Source organism: Falsiroseomonas oryzae (assembly GCF_027856955.1).
In the GTDB taxonomy this organism is placed as follows: Bacteria; Pseudomonadota; Alphaproteobacteria; order Acetobacterales; family Acetobacteraceae; genus Falsiroseomonas; species Falsiroseomonas oryzae.
In genome coordinates this window covers 1-14,118 of the sequence record NZ_JAPSMD010000111.1, presented here as the reverse complement: position 1 = coordinate 14,118, position 14,118 = coordinate 1, and the positions used below count along the sequence as shown (strand labels likewise).

Annotated in this window: 14 protein-coding genes; 8 read left to right on the top strand and 6 right to left on the bottom strand. The window is 73.5% G+C overall.

The window, feature by feature from the left end; all coding sequences use genetic code 11:
- From OZN99_RS13110 to OZN99_RS13095, 4 genes are all read right to left on the bottom strand, one after another.
- The coding region (locus OZN99_RS13110) for an ATP-binding protein (protein WP_270935691.1) at positions 1-894 on the bottom strand (894 nt) is incomplete at its 3' end.
- A 57-nt stretch (positions 895-951) separates the two neighbouring features.
- Positions 952-1,788, bottom strand: coding sequence for a GNAT family N-acetyltransferase (locus OZN99_RS13105; RefSeq protein ID WP_270935690.1), 837 nt, complete (start codon positions 1,786-1,788; stop codon positions 952-954).
- A complete protein-coding gene (locus OZN99_RS13100; RefSeq protein ID WP_270935689.1) occupies positions 1,788-2,543 on the bottom strand; it encodes an SDR family NAD(P)-dependent oxidoreductase in 756 nt (251 codons plus the stop codon). Before OZN99_RS13100 ends, OZN99_RS13105 begins: the two co-directional genes overlap by 1 nt.
- The gene (locus OZN99_RS13095; protein ID WP_270935688.1) at positions 2,540-3,898 is read right to left on the bottom strand and encodes a formimidoylglutamate deiminase; all 1,359 of its coding nucleotides are present in this window, start codon (positions 3,896-3,898) and stop codon (positions 2,540-2,542) included. The genes OZN99_RS13100 and OZN99_RS13095 overlap by 4 nt, the downstream gene beginning before the upstream one ends.
- A 105-nt stretch (positions 3,899-4,003) precedes the next feature.
- Between OZN99_RS13095 and OZN99_RS13090 the strand changes: the two genes are divergently transcribed.
- The 8 genes from OZN99_RS13090 to OZN99_RS13055 all read left to right on the top strand — a co-directional run bounded on the left by OZN99_RS13090 (position 4,004) and on the right by OZN99_RS13055 (position 12,303).
- Positions 4,004-4,897, top strand: coding sequence for an alpha/beta fold hydrolase (locus OZN99_RS13090; protein WP_270935687.1), 894 nt, complete (start codon positions 4,004-4,006; stop codon positions 4,895-4,897).
- Entirely contained in the window at positions 4,894-6,561 is a 1,668-nt protein-coding gene (gene hutU, locus OZN99_RS13085) for a urocanate hydratase (RefSeq protein WP_270935686.1), read from the top strand. The genes OZN99_RS13090 and hutU overlap by 4 nt, the downstream gene beginning before the upstream one ends.
- The gene (hutH, locus tag OZN99_RS13080; protein ID WP_270935685.1) at positions 6,558-8,063 is read left to right on the top strand and encodes a histidine ammonia-lyase; all 1,506 of its coding nucleotides are present in this window, start codon (positions 6,558-6,560) and stop codon (positions 8,061-8,063) included. The genes hutU and hutH overlap by 4 nt, the downstream gene beginning before the upstream one ends.
- Positions 8,060-9,265 carry an imidazolonepropionase gene (hutI, locus tag OZN99_RS13075; RefSeq protein WP_270935684.1) on the top strand — a complete coding sequence of 402 codons (1,206 nt, stop codon included), beginning with the start codon at positions 8,060-8,062 and terminating at the stop codon, positions 9,263-9,265. Before hutH ends, hutI begins: the two co-directional genes overlap by 4 nt.
- Positions 9,262-9,681: a PaaI family thioesterase gene (locus tag OZN99_RS13070; RefSeq protein ID WP_270935683.1), complete on the top strand. Its 420-nt coding sequence runs from the start codon at positions 9,262-9,264 to the stop codon at positions 9,679-9,681. Before hutI ends, OZN99_RS13070 begins: the two co-directional genes overlap by 4 nt.
- A gap of 101 nt (positions 9,682-9,782) precedes the next feature.
- Positions 9,783-10,472, top strand: coding sequence for a CBS domain-containing protein (locus OZN99_RS13065; RefSeq protein WP_270935682.1), 690 nt, complete (start codon positions 9,783-9,785; stop codon positions 10,470-10,472).
- Between the two features lie 50 nt (positions 10,473-10,522).
- Entirely contained in the window at positions 10,523-11,878 is a 1,356-nt protein-coding gene (locus tag OZN99_RS13060) for a metallophosphoesterase (protein WP_270935681.1), read from the top strand.
- A 203-nt stretch (positions 11,879-12,081) separates the two neighbouring features.
- A complete protein-coding gene (locus tag OZN99_RS13055) occupies positions 12,082-12,303 on the top strand; it encodes a DUF465 domain-containing protein (protein WP_270935680.1) in 222 nt (73 codons plus the stop codon).
- Here OZN99_RS13055 and OZN99_RS13050 read toward each other — a convergent pair whose 3' ends face one another.
- On the bottom strand, positions 12,304-13,200 hold the full coding sequence (locus OZN99_RS13050) for a DMT family transporter (protein WP_270935679.1): 897 nt from the start codon (positions 13,198-13,200) through the stop codon (positions 12,304-12,306).
- 53 nt (positions 13,201-13,253) lie between these two features.
- The gene (locus tag OZN99_RS13045) at positions 13,254-13,766 is read right to left on the bottom strand and encodes a cysteine dioxygenase family protein (RefSeq protein WP_270935678.1); all 513 of its coding nucleotides are present in this window, start codon (positions 13,764-13,766) and stop codon (positions 13,254-13,256) included.
- Positions 13,767-14,118: the final 352 nt, after the last annotated feature.

Below are 14,118 nucleotides of genomic sequence, written 5' to 3'. Positions count from 1 at the left end.
GGGCCGACGGGGCGGCGGCGCGATGCGCGGCTCCGGCGCGGCGGCGGCCTTCAGGATCTGCTCGCGCGCCTCATCGCTGGCGACCGGGGGCGGCGCCACGAGCTTCGGCCCGGCGCCGCGGGAGCCGGTCTCCACCGGCCCGATGCGCAGCGGCAGCGGCCGGCGTGACATGGCCGGGCCGAGCGCCACGAAGTTGCCGCGCGGCAGGTCCCGGAACATCTCGGCCTGGCGGCGCTCGATGCCGAGCAGGTCGGCGGCGCGCGCCATGTCGATGTCGAGGAAGGTGCGGCCCATCAGGAAGTTCGACGCTTCCGCGGCGACGTTCTTGGCGAGCTTCGCCAGCCGCTGCGTCGCGACCACGCCGGCCAGGCCACGCTTGCGGCCGCGGCACATCAGGTCGGTCATCGCGCCAAGGGCGGTGCGCCGCGCCTCGTCGGAGACATCGCCGCCCATGGCGGGGGCGAAGAGCTGCGCCTCGTCCACCACCACCAGCATGGGCGACCAGGCGTCGCGCTCGATGTTGAACAGCCCGTCCAGGAAGGCCGCGGCGTGGCGCAGCTGGCTGTCCACGTCCAGGTTCTCGAGGTTGAGCACGACGGAGACGCGGTGCTGGCGCACGCCCTCCGCGGCGCGGCGCAGCCCGCCCAGGCCGGATTCGGCGGCATCGATCACCAGGTGGCCGTAGCGGTCGCCGAGGGTGACGAAGTCGCCTTCCGGGTCGATCACGGCCTGCTGGACCCAGCTGGCCGACTGCTCCAGCAGGCGCCGCAGCAGGTGGGACTTGCCGGAGCCGGAATTGCCCTGGACCAGCAGCCGCGTCGCCAGCAGCTCCTCGAGGTCGAGCGTCGCCGGCTCGCCCGTCGTGGTGGTGCCCATCTCGATGCGGACGGTCATCCGGCCTCCGTGCTGCGGGGCCGTGGCCTTACCGGGGTTGCGGCGGGGGCGGAAGGGTCAGCCGAGCTCGAAGGTCGTGATGCCGAAGATGCGGTCGGTCCACAGCGCGGGGGCGGGACCGGTGTACATGCGCGCCGTCTCGAAGACCGGCTTGAGGCCGAGCGACTCGGCGAGCGCCACGGCCTCCCGGTGCGGCTCCGGCACGTCGAGGAAGACCGGGCCGGGCTCGACCCGGGCGAGCAGGGCGATGAGCAGCGCCTCGGCGTCGGCACGCGTGTCGGCGACCAGCGGGCCGACCTTGTGGCCCGTGCGGCAGGGGCGGATGACGCCGAAGCCGGCCACCGCGCCGTCGCGCAGCACCGCCAGCGCGACATGGCCCGGCGCGCCGAGCCAGGCACGCAGGAAATCCGGGCGCGGCGCGGGAAAGACGCTGGCGTCCAGCGCCTCGATCGCGCCGAAGGGGACGGTCGCCGCGGGCACCACGGTGCCGTGCGGCGTGGGTGGCGTGGCGGGCTCGCCGCCGTAGCGGATGTTGTTCCAGGCCAGCTGGAAGCCCGACTTCCGGTAGTTCGCCTGCTGCGCGACCACGCCGTCCAGCCCGACCAGACGGCCGGCGAGCTGCGCCATGCCGGCGCGCCAGACGGCGATGCCGTGGCCCTGCCCGCGGGCCTCCGGGCGGGCGATGTAGAAGCCGATGAAGCCGAAGCCGGCGCCGTAGCGCGTGGCGGAGATCACGGCGAGCAACTCGCCGCCCCGCACCGCGCCCAGGAACAGCCCGGCATCCTGCGCCAGGAAGCAGGGCAGGTCCGCCAGGCCGGGATTCCAGCCCTCGGCGGCGGCCCAGTTCACGGCATGCTCGGCCTCCGCCGGCGTCAGGGTGCGGATGGTCGCCATCAGTGCATCACGTCGCCGCCGTTGGGAGACAACGTCGCGCCGACGAAGAAGTCCCCGCCGGGCGAGGAGGCCAGCAGCAGCGCGGCGGCGGCGATCTCCTCCGGCTGCCCGACGCGGCCGAGCGGCAGGGTGGCGCCGGTGCGTTCGGCCCAGTCCGGGCCGAGCTGCGCCGTGAGGTCGGACACCACCGGGCCTGGCGCGATCGCATTGACCAGGATGCCCTTCGGCGCGCCTTCGCGGGCCAGGGCGCGCGTCATGCCGACCAGCGCGGCCTTGGCGGTGCAGTAGGGCACGATGTTGGGCGCGCCCTTGAAGGCGAGCTGGCTGGCCGTGGTGATGATGCGCCCCCTGCCCCGCGCCGCCATGCCCGGCCAGACCGCCTGGGCTGCGAAGAAGCTGGCGCGGACATGCACGGACATCACGCGGTCGAACATCTCCTCCGTGATGGTCTCGATGGCGCCGCGCAGGTTGAGCCCGGCATTGTTGACCAGCACGTCGCAGGGGCCGAGCGCGGCTTCCGCGCCCGCGATGAAGGCACGCAGGGCCGGCAGTTCGGCCACATCCACCGCGGCATGGAAGGCGCGGCGGCCGAGCGCCTCGACCTTCGCCGCGACCTCGGCCGCACCCTCGGCGTCGTGCAGGTGGCAGAAGGCGATGTCGGCGCCTTCGCGGGCGAAGAGCAGCGCGATGGCGCGGCCGATGCCGCGGCTGGCGCCGGTGATGATCGCGACCTGTCCGGCCAGTTGTCCCGTCACTGCAGAAGCCTCCGCATCGCCACGCCGAAGGCATCGCGTATGGCCATGGCGTGCACGTGGCGCCCGGCCTCCACCACCGCCTTGCCGCCGCAGACCACGCTGCGCACGGGATTGCCCTGGCCGCTGAACACCCAGGCGTCGAGCAGCGCATCCCCCGCGCGGCCGAGCAGCAGCGGATGCGTGTCGTCCAGCTCGACCAGGTCCGCCCGCATCCCCGGCGCGATGGCGCCGAGCCGCCGGCCGCTGGCCTGCGCGCCGCCGGCCAGCGCGGCGTCCAGCAGCGTGCGGCCGGGATGCGGGTTCTGTTCCGCGGTGGCGACCGCGCGGGCATGGTCGCGCAGGCGCTGGCTGGTCTCCAGCTGGCGCAGCTCGAAGGCGGGCGCGGTGCCGACATGGCTGTCCGTGCCGATGCCGAAGCGCCCGCCCGCCCCGAGGAACTCCGGCAGACGGAAGATGCCGTCGCCGAGCGAGGCTTCCGTGGTGGGACAGAGCCCGGCCAAGGCGCCGGAGCGAGCGAGATCGGCCACCTCGCCGTCGTCCAGATGCGTGGCGTGGATCAGCACCCAGCGCGCATCGACGGGCATGTGGTCCAGCAGCCAGCGGACCGGTCGCGCGCCGGTGGCGGCGAGGCATTCGGCGACCTCCTTCGGCTGTTCCGCGGCGTGGATGTGAATGGGACCGTCGAAGCCGGACAGCGCGCGCAGCATGTCGGGCGTGACGGCGCGCAGCGAATGCGGCGCCAGACCGACGGCGACCTGCGGATCCTCCCCGGCCGCCGCGCGCACGCCCTGCACGATGCGGGAGAAGCCGTCGAGGTCGTTGAGGAAGCGGCGCTGGCCCTCATGCGGCGGCTTTCCGAAGATGCCGCCATGGCGATAGAGCGCGGGCAGCATCGTCATGCCGATGCCGGCGCGCCGCGCCGCCGCGATGTGCCGCTTCGCCATCTCCGCGGGATCGGTATAGGGCGTGCCGTCGGGCTGGTGGTGCAGGTAGTGGAACTCCGCCACGGCGGTGAAGCCATGCTCCAGCAGCTCGGCATAGAGCTGGGCGGCGACGGCTTCCGCATCCTCCGGCGAGAACAGCGCGACGAAGCGGTACATCGTCTCGCGCCAGGTCCAGAAGCTGTCCTGGCCGGCCGGGCTGCGCCGCTCCGCGCCGCCCGCCATGGCGCGCTGGAAGGCATGGCTGTGGAGGTTCGGCACACCGGGGATCACATGGCCCGCAAGGCGCCGCGCGGCAGGCGCGGCGGTGCCGGGCGTGACCGCGACGATGTCGCCGGCCGCGTCGCTCTCGACCAGGACGTCCTCCGCCCAGCCGGTCGGCAGCAACGCACGGGCAGCGAGGAATGAGGGCATCGCAACCTCCATGCGCAGGGATGGACGATCCGTGAGCCGAGTGCAATCGGCTTGGCCCGTCCCGGAGCCCGCGCTAGCGTGCCGCGTGAGCACGAGGCGCGGCGCATGACCGGGATCCGCCACGAGACGATCGAGGCCAACGGCATCCGCCTGCATGTCGCGCGCTGCGGCGACCCCGCCGCGCGCACGCTGGTGCTGCTGCATGGCTGGCCCGAATTCTGGCTGACCTGGGAACCGCTGATGCAGCGCCTCGAGGGGCGCTTCCAGCTGGTGGCCCCCGACCTGCGCGGCTTCGGCGACAGCGACAAGCCCGACCCCGGCCCGACCGACCACGCCAATGCCGCGCTGCACGCAGCGGACCTGCTGTCGCTGCTGGATGTGCTGCGCCTTCCGCGGGTGGGGGTGGTCACGCATGACGTCGGCGCGGTGGTCATGCAGACCGCGGCACGCCAGGCGCCGGAGCGTTTCGCAGGCCTGGTGCTGTTCGACTGCCCCTATCCCGGCATGGGCACGCGCTTCGCGGCCCCGGATCACCTCAAGGAGATCTGGTACCAGTTCTTCCACCAGCTGCCGATCGCGGCCGAGGTGGTCGGCGCATCGCGGGACGCGGCGCGCGCCTATTTCGGCCATTTCCTGCGCCACTGGTCGGCCGGCAATCCGCACGCCTTCGACGAGGTGCTGGAGGCCTGGGTGGACAGTTTCCTGAAGCCCGGCAACCTGCAGGGCGGCTTCAACTGGTACATCGGCGCCAATGCCGGCCGCATCGCGATGCTCAAGGGCGAACTGCCGGAGCTTCCGCGCATCACGGTACCCACCTGCGTCCGCTGGGGCGCGCTGGACCCGATCCTGAAGGCCGAATGGCGCGACCGGCTGGACGCGCATTTCGCCGACCTCGACGCCGCCGCCTTCGACGGCGTCGGCCATTTCCCCCACCGCGAGGACCCCGACCGCACCGCGGCCGAGGTCGTCGCCTTCTTCGATCGGCGCTGGCCCGCATGAACGACCGCTTCCGCAACGCCCCCGCGATCCGCAGCCCGCGCGGCCTGGACCTGTCCTGTCGCCAATGGACCACCGAGGCGGCGATGCGCATGCTGATGAACAACCTGGACGACGAGGTGGCGGAGCGACCCGGCGAGCTGGTGGTCTATGGCGGCATCGGCCGCGCGGCGCGCGACTGGAAGAGCTACGAGACCATCGTCTCCGTGCTCAAGCGCCTCGACGAGGAGCACACGCTGCTGGTGCAGTCCGGCAAGCCCGTGGGCGTGTTCCGCACCCATGCCGACGCGCCGCGCGTGCTGATCGCCAATTCCAACCTGGTGCCGCGCTGGGCGAGCTGGGAGCATTTCAACGAGCTCGATCGCAAGGGCCTGATGATGTACGGCCAGATGACGGCCGGTTCCTGGATCTACATCGGCAGCCAGGGCATCGTGCAGGGCACCTACGAGACCTTCGCCGAGGCGGGCCGGCAGCATTTCGGCGGCAGCCTGGCGGGGCGCTGGATCCTGACCGCGGGGCTGGGCGGCATGGGCGGCGCGCAGCCGCTGGCCGGCGTCTTCGCGGGCGCCTGCGTGCTGGCCGTCGAATGCCAGCCCTCCCGCATCGAGAAGCGGCTGGAGACGCGCTACCTCGACCACCGCGCGGAGGACCTCGATGCCGCGCTGGCGATGATCCGCACCGCCTGCGCGGAGAAGCGCGCGATCAGCGTCGGCCTGCTGGGCAACGCGGCGGAGGTGTTCCCGGAACTGGTGCGGCGCGGCGTGGTGCCGGACATCGTGACAGACCAGACCAGCGCGCACGACCCCGCCAACGGCTACCTCCCCGCCGGCTGGACGCTGGCGGAGTGGGAGGCGAAGCGCGAGAGCGACCCGGCCGCGGTGGCCGTGGCCGCGAAGCGCTCCATGGTCGGCCATGTCCAGGCGATGCTGGACTTCAAGCGGATGGGCTCGGCCGTGCTCGACTATGGCAACAACATCCGGCAGATGGCGAAGGAGGAAGGCTTGGCCAACGCCTTCGACTTCCCCGGCTTCGTGCCGGCCTATATCCGCCCGCTGTTCTGCCGCGGCATCGGGCCCTTCCGCTGGGCCGCGCTGTCCGGCGACCCGGAGGACATCCGCAGGACGGACGACAAGGTGCGGGAGCTGATCCCGGACGATCCGCATCTGCACCAGTGGCTCGACATGGCGCGGCAGCGCATCGCCTTCCAGGGATTGCCGGCGCGCATCTGCTGGGTGGGGCTGGGGCAGCGGCACCGGCTGGGCCTCGCCTTCAACGAGATGGTGGCGCGGGGCGAGATCGGGCCGGTGGTGATCGGGCGCGACCACCTGGACTCCGGCAGCGTCGCCTCGCCGAACCGGGAAACGGAGGCGATGGCCGACGGGTCCGACGCCGTCTCCGACTGGCCGTTGCTGAATGCGCTGCTGAACACCGCGTCCGGCGCCACCTGGGTGTCGCTGCACCATGGCGGCGGCGTGGGCATGGGGTTCAGCCAGCACAGCGGCATGGTGATCGTCTGCGACGGCACGGAGGCCGCGTCGCGTCGGCTGGCGCGCGTCTTGTGGAACGACCCCGCCACCGGCGTGATGCGCCATGCCGATGCCGGCTACGACATCGCGATCGACTGCGCGCGGGAGCATGGGCTGGACCTGCCCATGCTGAGGGCATGATCACCGCCGGCCGCGTCCACCTGCACGAGCTGCGCGCCGTGATGGCCGGGCAGAAGCTCGCGCTCGATCCGTCCTGGCGCGCGCAGGTGCAGCGCTCGGCGGCTGCGCTGCAGACGCGCCTCGCGGGGGGCGAGGCGCTCTACGGGGTCAACACCGGCTTCGGCAAGCTGGCCTCCACGCGCATCGCGCCGGACCGCCTGGCGCAGCTGCAGCTGAACCTCATCCGCAGCCATGCCGCGGGGACCGGCGGCTTCCTCCCGGCGTCGGTGGTGCGTCTGACCCTGGCGCTCAAGGCTCTGTCGCTGGCGCGCGGTGCCTCCGGCGTGCGGCCTGAGGTGGTGGAGGCGCTGCTGGCGCTGCTGGATCACGACGTGCTGCCGGCGATCCCGGCCAAGGGCTCGGTCGGCGCCTCGGGCGACCTGGCGCCGCTGGCGCATCTCTCGCTGGTGCTGATCGGCGAGGGCGAGGCCTTCCACGCCGACCGCGTGCTGGACGGCACCCAGGCGCTGGCGCAGGCGAACATCGCGCCACTGGCGCTCGGCCCGAAGGAAGGGCTGGCGCTGCTCAACGGCACGCAGGTCAGCACGGCGCTGGCGCTGGCCGGGCTGTTCGCGGCGCAGGACCTGCTGAAGACCGCACTGGTGGCCAGCGCGCTGAGCCTGGATGCGGCGCGCGGCTCCGACACGCCCTTCGATCCGCGCATCCATGCACTGCGCGGCCAGCCCGGCCAGATCCAGGTCGCCGCGGCGCTGCGCGCGCTGATCGCCGGCAGCGCGATCCGCGACAGCCACCGGCAGGGCGACACGCGCGTGCAGGACCCCTACTCGCTGCGCTGCCAGCCGCAGGTCGCGGGCGCCTGCCTCGACCTGCTGGACCACGCCGCCGCGGTGCTGCTGCGGGAGGCGAATGCCGTCACCGACAACCCCCTGGTGACGGAGGATGGCGACGTGCTCTCCGGCGGGAACTTCCATGCCGAGCCGGTGGCCTTCGCCGCCGACAACATCGCGCTGGCCATGGCGGAACTGGGTGCGATCAGCGAAAGGCGGATCGCGCTGCTGACCGACCCGGCGCTGAATTCCGGCCTGCCGGCCTTCCTGGTGGCCGATAGCGGGCTCAATTCCGGCTTCATGATCGCGCAGGTGACCTCCGCCGCGCTCACCGCCGAGAACCGGGCGCTCGCGGTGCCGCGCAGCACCGACAGCCTGCCGACCAGCGCCAACCAGGAGGACCATGTCAGCATGGCGACCGCCGCCGGTCTGAGGCTGGCGGACATGGCCTCGAACCTCGCGACGATCCTCGGCATCGAGATCCTGGCGGCGTGCCAGGGCATCGACTTCCATCGCCCGCTCACCACCTCCGCACCGCTGGAGGCCGCGCATGCCGCGCTGCGCGAGGTGGTGCCGCGCTGGGACGAGGACCGTGCCATGGCGCCGGACATCGAGGCCGCGAAGCGCCTGGTGGAACGCGGCGTCTTCGCCGGCCTCGTGGATCTGCCCGCATGAGCTTCGACCGCGTCTGGCTGGACGCCCATCTCTGCACCATGCAGCCGCGCGAGGGCGACCCGCTCGGCGTCATCGAGGACGGCGCAGTCGCCGCGAAGGACGGCAGGATCGCCTGGGTCGGACGGCGCGCCGACCTGCCCGCTTCGGCCGCCGCCACCACGCGATGCGACGGCACCTGGATCCTGCCCGGGCTGATCGACTGCCACACCCACCTCGTCTTCGCCGGCAACCGCGCCCGCGAATTCGAGATGCGGCTGGAGGGCGCGAGCTACGAGGAGATCGCCAGGGCCGGCGGCGGCATCCTCTCCACCGTGCGCGCGACGCGGGCGGCCGACGAGGATTCGCTGGTCGCCGCCGCCCTGCCCCGGCTGGATGCACTGCTGGCCGAGGGCGTAACCACCATCGAGGTGAAGTCGGGCTACGGCCTCGACCTCGCGACCGAGGCGCGGATGCTGCGCGCGGCGCGGCGGCTCGGGCGGGACCGCGACGTCGCGGTGCTGACCACCTGCCTTGCCGCCCATGCGGTGCCGCCGGAATTCGCCGGGCGTCGCGCCGCCTTCGCCCGGCACGTCGCGGACGAGATCATCCCGGCCATCGCCGCCGAGGGCCTGGCGGATGCGGTGGACGGCTTCACCGACAGCGCCATCGCCTTCACGGCAGAGGAGACGGGCTGGGTCTTCGATGCCGCGCGGCGCGCCGGCCTGCCGGTGAAGCTGCATGCCGACCAGCTGCGCGACGACGAGGGCGCCGCGCTCGCGGCGCGCTACGGCGCGCTGTCGGCCGACCACATCGAGTACGCGAATGCCGCCGGCATCTCCGCCATGGCGCAGGCCGGCACCGTCGGCGTGCTGCTGCCCGGCGCCTTCTACTTCATCCGCGAGACGCACCTGCCCGACATCGCCGCGATGCGCGCGGCGGGGCTGCGGATGGCGCTGGCGACCGACCTGAACCCCGGCTCCTCGCCGGCGCTGTCGCTGCTGATGATGCTGAACATGGGCTGCACGCTGTTCCGCCTGACGGTGGCGGAGGCGCTGGCCGGCGTGACGCGGCATGCCGCCGCGGCGCTCGGCCTGGCGGATCGCGGCGTGCTGGCGCCCGGGCTGCGCTGCGACCTGGCGCTGTTCGCCGTCTCGCGCCCGGCCGAGCTCTGCTACTGGATCGGCCGGAACACATGCGTCGGGCGCGTCGTGGGTGGCGCATGACGATCGAGCTTGCGGAGATGCAGCGCCTGGTGCGCGAAGGCGTGCCGCTGGCGCGCGCCTGGGGCGTGGAGGTGCTGGCGGCGGCGGATGGCGAGGCCACGCTGCGCCTGCCCCACCACGAGGACCTGCTGCGGCCGGGCGGCACCGTCTCCGGCCCCGCGCTGATGGGGCTGGCGGACGTGGCGATGTGGGCGGCGCTGCTCTCGCTGACCGGGGGCAAGGACGAGAGCCTGACGTCCAACCTCTCCATCACCTTCCTGCGCCCGCCTGCGCCACGCGCCGTCATCGCGGAGGCGCGCGTCATCAAGAAGGGCCGCACGCTCTCCTACGGCGAGGTGCTGCTGCACTCGGAAGGCGAGCCGGCGCCCTGCGCGCATGTCACGACCAGCTGGGCCGCGCTGCCGCGCCCGCGCTGAGGGCGGACAAGCCTGACCGCGTCGGAACCCGGGATACGCGCCTTGCCGGGCACGCACCGCGGCGGCATCCTTGGGGGCAAGAAGGAAGCCGGAGGAATGCCATGCGCGCCCGTGACCTGATGACCCGAGACCCGGTCACCATCCCGCCCACCATGCCGCTGCCGGTGATCGCCCGCACCCTGGCGGAGAACGGCTTCTCCGGTGCGCCGGTCGTCGACGCGGAGGGCCGGCTGCTCGGGATGGTGACGGAGAGCGACCTGATCCGGCGCATCGCCTCGGCGGCCGACTCGCCGCGGTCCTGGCTGCGCGACTTCTTCACCCCGGCCGGCCGTCAGGCGGCCGAGTTCTCCCGCACGCATGGCGGCACGGCGGCCGATGTGATGACGACCTCGCTCGTCACCGCCGAGGAGGACACGCCGATCGAGACCATCGCCAAGGCGATGGAGGAGCGCGGCATCCGGCGCGTGCCGGTGGTGCGCGACGGCAGGCTGGCCGGCATCGTCTCCCGCGCCGACCTGATCCGCGCGCTGCTCGTGCCGGCCGAGACGCTGGCCGCGGACGCGCCGGACGAGCGCATCCGGCGCCTGGTCATGGACGCCATGCGCCAGCAGCCCTGGGTGGACGCCTTCTTCGTCTTCCCGGACGTGCGCGACGGCGTGGTCTCCTTCCACGGCTACTGCCGGAACGAGGAGGTCAGGCGGGCGCTGCGGGTGCTGGCGGAAGGCATCCCCGGCGTGAAAGGCGTGCAGCTGATGGTGGAGAAGCCGCCGCTGCCCGTCATCGCCCCGTAGCCCTGGCCGGCGGGGCGACGGCGGCCGGCGCGCGAGGGGAGCCCTGGCCGATGGCGATGACCCGCCGCATGCTGCTGGCCATGCCCGGCCTCGCCCTGGCGCCCCGCGCCCGGGCCGATGCGCCCTTCGCGGGCGCCGACCTCCTGATCGTCGCCATGGCCGACCTGCATTCCGCGATGGAGCGCGCGGCGGCGGTGCTCGGCGCGGTGGATGCGGCGCTCTCGGCCAACCGCGGCGTCCCCGCCGTGATCGCCATCAACGGCGACGTCTTCGAGCGCGGCAACGCCGTCGCGCTGCGCAGCGGCGGCGCCGCGGACTGGGCCTTCCTGGCCGCATTGCGGCGGCGCGCGCCGGTGGTGCTCAACCTCGGCAACCACGAGACGGCGCTGCTGGACGACATGGCGGAGGCGGTCCGCCGCGCGGAGGCGCTGGACCTGCGCGTCGTCTCGAACCTGCGCGACCGGCGCACCGGCCTGCCCTTCGCGCCCGCCGTCGCCACCTTCCCGCTGCCCGGCGGGCGCCGGCTGGTGCTGGCGGGCATCGCGACGGACGAGGCGATGACCTACCGGCAGGTGGCGCGGAGCGCGCTCGACATCCCGCCGCCGGCCGAGTGGGCCCGGGAGAACCTGCCCGGGCTGCTGGCCGGCGCCGAGGCGCGGGTGGTGCTGAGCCATGCCGGCGTCGCCGCGGACCGCGCGATCCTGCCGCTGCTGCCGGACGGCACGCTCCTGCTGGGCGGCCACGAGCATCTGCGCTTCCACCACCGGGCCGGCGCCACGCGCTACCTGCATGGCGGGTCCTGGAACCGCTTCGTCACGCTGGCCGCCTTCGGGCTCGGCCGCGAAACGCCGGAACTCGCGACGCGCGAGGTGGCGATCGAGCCTGGCCTGGCGGAGGACGCGGCGCACGCCGCGCTGGTGCGGGAGGTGCTGGCCGCGCAGCTCAGCGCCGCGGAGCGCGAGGTGCTGTTCAGCCTGCCCCGCGCCATGCCGCTGGGCGAGGCGGCGCGGCGCGCCTCCGCCGCGATCGCCATGGCGACGGGCACCGCGACCGGGCTGATCGGCCACACGACCTTCGGCACGGGCCTGCCCGCGGGCGAGGTGACGCGCTTCGCCTTCGACGCCTGCATCCGCTTCGACGGGCCGCTGTTCCGCGCCGAAGCGGACGCCGCCTTGCTCGCGGCCATGGCGCCGCGCCTGAACCAGGATGGCGACCTGCCGCTGCAGGACCGGATCGGCGACTTCGCCTATGCCCACGCGCTGCCGGCCGGCCCTTCGGTGCTGTCCGCGATCGGCTGGGTGCGGCAGAACGCGGCGCGGTTCCTCGGCACCGATGCGCTCCGCTTCGAACCGGCACCGGGCGCGACGCTGAAGTCCGCGACGATCGAGGCCTTACGCCGCCTTTGATTCGCGAACGAAGCCGCGCAGCGCCGAACCTAAGCTAACCAATTCATACAAGCGCCGCCCTTGCTTTCGAGGTGGTGGGATAGCAGTTTCCATGCGCAAGGTCGAAAGTGTCGGAGTCGTCCCCCGTGCGACTCGGCAGCAACGGCCCAATAAGCTCCGTGCCCCCGCGCGGCGATGTCGAGTTGAGAGGGGACAGAGGCTCCATGGATGCGACTGCGCCTGGAAGCTTGCTGATGGGCCGCCTGGCGGAGCGCCAGGCCGATCTCGAGCGGCTGATCGCGGCCGAGCGTGCGAGCACGGCCCCGGACGAGATGCTGATCCGGCGCCTGACACGCGAACGCATCCTGGCGCGCGACCGGATCGCTGCGCTCTCTGGCACCGGCATGCCGGCCTGGGCGAAGCCCGAGCTCCCCGCCGCCGAGTGATCAGCCCGCGCCGCGCCGGCCGGTGAACAGCACGGCGACGAGCATCCCGCCCACCGCCAGCGTCACGCCGGCCAGCTTGGCGCCGCCGAGCGGCTCATCCAGGACCAGGACCGAGAGCAGGACCGCCATCACCGGCACCAGCGCGGTGAGGCAGGCGGTGCGCGTGGCGCCCATCAGCTCGCCCGCGCGCGCATAGAGCGTGGTCGCCAAAGCGGAGGCGAGGAGGCCCTGCAGCGCCGCCTGCAGCAGCGACATGCCGAGCGGCATGTGCGGCACGGCCCCACCGCCGAGCAGCAGCCAGGGCGGCAGCAGCAGCAGCGCCGACAGGCCGCAGAGCGCCGCGTTGCCGGCCAGCGCCGGCACCTGCCAGCGGCGGAGCAGCAGCGTGAAGGCGGCCCATACCGTGCCGGCGCAGACCAGGATGATGTCGCCGCGCCAGGCGCCGGGATGCGCGCCCGCGATCCCGTCCCAGCCGATCAGCAGCACGCCGCAGGCGATCACCGCGATCGCCGCCATGCGGCCGCGCGTCGGCCATTCGCGCAGCAGCGGGATGCCGAGCACCGCACCCATGATCGCGGCGGTGATCGGCGCCACGGTGCCCCCATGGCTGGCTGGTGCATAAATCAGCCCCCAGCCGAAGAGCAGGGCATTGCCCGCGCCGCCCGTCGCGACGAGGCCGAGCAGCCGCCACGGACCGATGCGTGCCAGGACGTGGCGCGAGCGCCAGGCGAAGGGGGCGAGCACCAGGCCGGCGGCGACGTAGCGCAGCACGGCCAGGTCGAGCGGCGAGTAGCCGGCCACCGTTCCGGCCCGCGCCACCACGGCCTGCGCCCCCCAGGCGAAGGCCGCCGCGAGGCCGAAGGCAAGGCCGAGCGGGATGTTGCGGGCGGGGGTCACGCCGGCCGGTGTAGCCCCTGCCGCGGCGGGCGCGAACCGCGCCGGCCGCGGGATCAGGCGGCGAAGACCTCGTTCACCTCGTCGCCGAAGCGGTCGAAGGGCACGCCGTAGCAGTGGATCGAGATGGCGGTGCGGCAGGAGAGATTGGCGAGGCGGTGGATGCCCGCCGGATCGGCTGGTCCGTGGCCGGTGCCGCCCGGGGCCAGCAGGCGGGTGGCGCTGGGCTGCGGCGGATCGCCCGGCGTGTAGTAGGTCTCGGTCAGCACGCCCTGGTGCACGCCGAAGGCGCACCAGGTCCGGTGCGCATGCACGGGCGACATCTGGCCGGGCCGCCAGACCAGCGCGACCACCGCATAGCCCCCCGCGGGGTCGGCATGCAGCAGGTGGCGGACGTAGCGATCCGGACAGCAGGGGCAGTCGCGGCCGTCCAGCAGGTCGGGCCGTTGCACGAAGGCGCCGATGGCGGCGGCGACCGCGGCATCCCGCCCAATCGCCGGGCCGCGCGCGGCGAGCGCAAGCTCGGCCAGCATCGTGTCGAGCGCGGAACGCGGGCGGATGTAGGTCATGGAGCGACGCCTCAACCCCGGAGCCCCGCCACTATGCCGGCAACGTTCTCCGGGATCAAGCCGTAAGGCCGTGTTCATTCTCCTAAGGGCTCTGTGGATAGGCGATCCGTCTCCTCCTGCTCGGGAGAACGACAGGAACCACTCCACCCCCGGGGCTGCGGCCCGCTGCTGGACCGGGCGACGCCGCTTGGGCAGGCTGGCCGCGACACGGAGAACCCGCCCATGCGCCGCCGAACCCTGCTCGCCGCCGTCGCGCTCGCCCCGGTCGCCGCGCCGGCCCTGGCCCAGACCGCGCCCGCGCGCCCGCTACGCATCGTGGTCCCCTTCCCGCCGGGCGGCACCGCCGACCTGC

Coding starts and splice junctions, on each gene's coding strand:
- hutI (WP_270935684.1), top strand. CDS start 8,060: ATGAGCTTCGACCGCGTCTGGCTGGACGCCCATCTCTGCACCATGCAG.
- OZN99_RS13090 (WP_270935687.1), top strand. CDS start 4,004: ATGACCGGGATCCGCCACGAGACGATCGAGGCCAACGGCATCCGCCTG.
- OZN99_RS13105 (WP_270935690.1), bottom strand. CDS start 1,788: ATGGCGACCATCCGCACCCTGACGCCGGCGGAGGCCGAGCATGCCGTG.
- OZN99_RS13055 (WP_270935680.1), top strand. CDS start 12,082: ATGGATGCGACTGCGCCTGGAAGCTTGCTGATGGGCCGCCTGGCGGAG.
- hutH (WP_270935685.1), top strand. CDS start 6,558: ATGATCACCGCCGGCCGCGTCCACCTGCACGAGCTGCGCGCCGTGATG.
- OZN99_RS13060 (WP_270935681.1), top strand. CDS start 10,523: ATGGCGATGACCCGCCGCATGCTGCTGGCCATGCCCGGCCTCGCCCTG.
- OZN99_RS13095 (WP_270935688.1), bottom strand. CDS start 3,898: ATGCCCTCATTCCTCGCTGCCCGTGCGTTGCTGCCGACCGGCTGGGCG.
- OZN99_RS13065 (WP_270935682.1), top strand. CDS start 9,783: ATGCGCGCCCGTGACCTGATGACCCGAGACCCGGTCACCATCCCGCCC.
- OZN99_RS13070 (WP_270935683.1), top strand. CDS start 9,262: ATGACGATCGAGCTTGCGGAGATGCAGCGCCTGGTGCGCGAAGGCGTG.
- OZN99_RS13045 (WP_270935678.1), bottom strand. CDS start 13,766: ATGACCTACATCCGCCCGCGTTCCGCGCTCGACACGATGCTGGCCGAG.
- hutU (WP_270935686.1), top strand. CDS start 4,894: ATGAACGACCGCTTCCGCAACGCCCCCGCGATCCGCAGCCCGCGCGGC.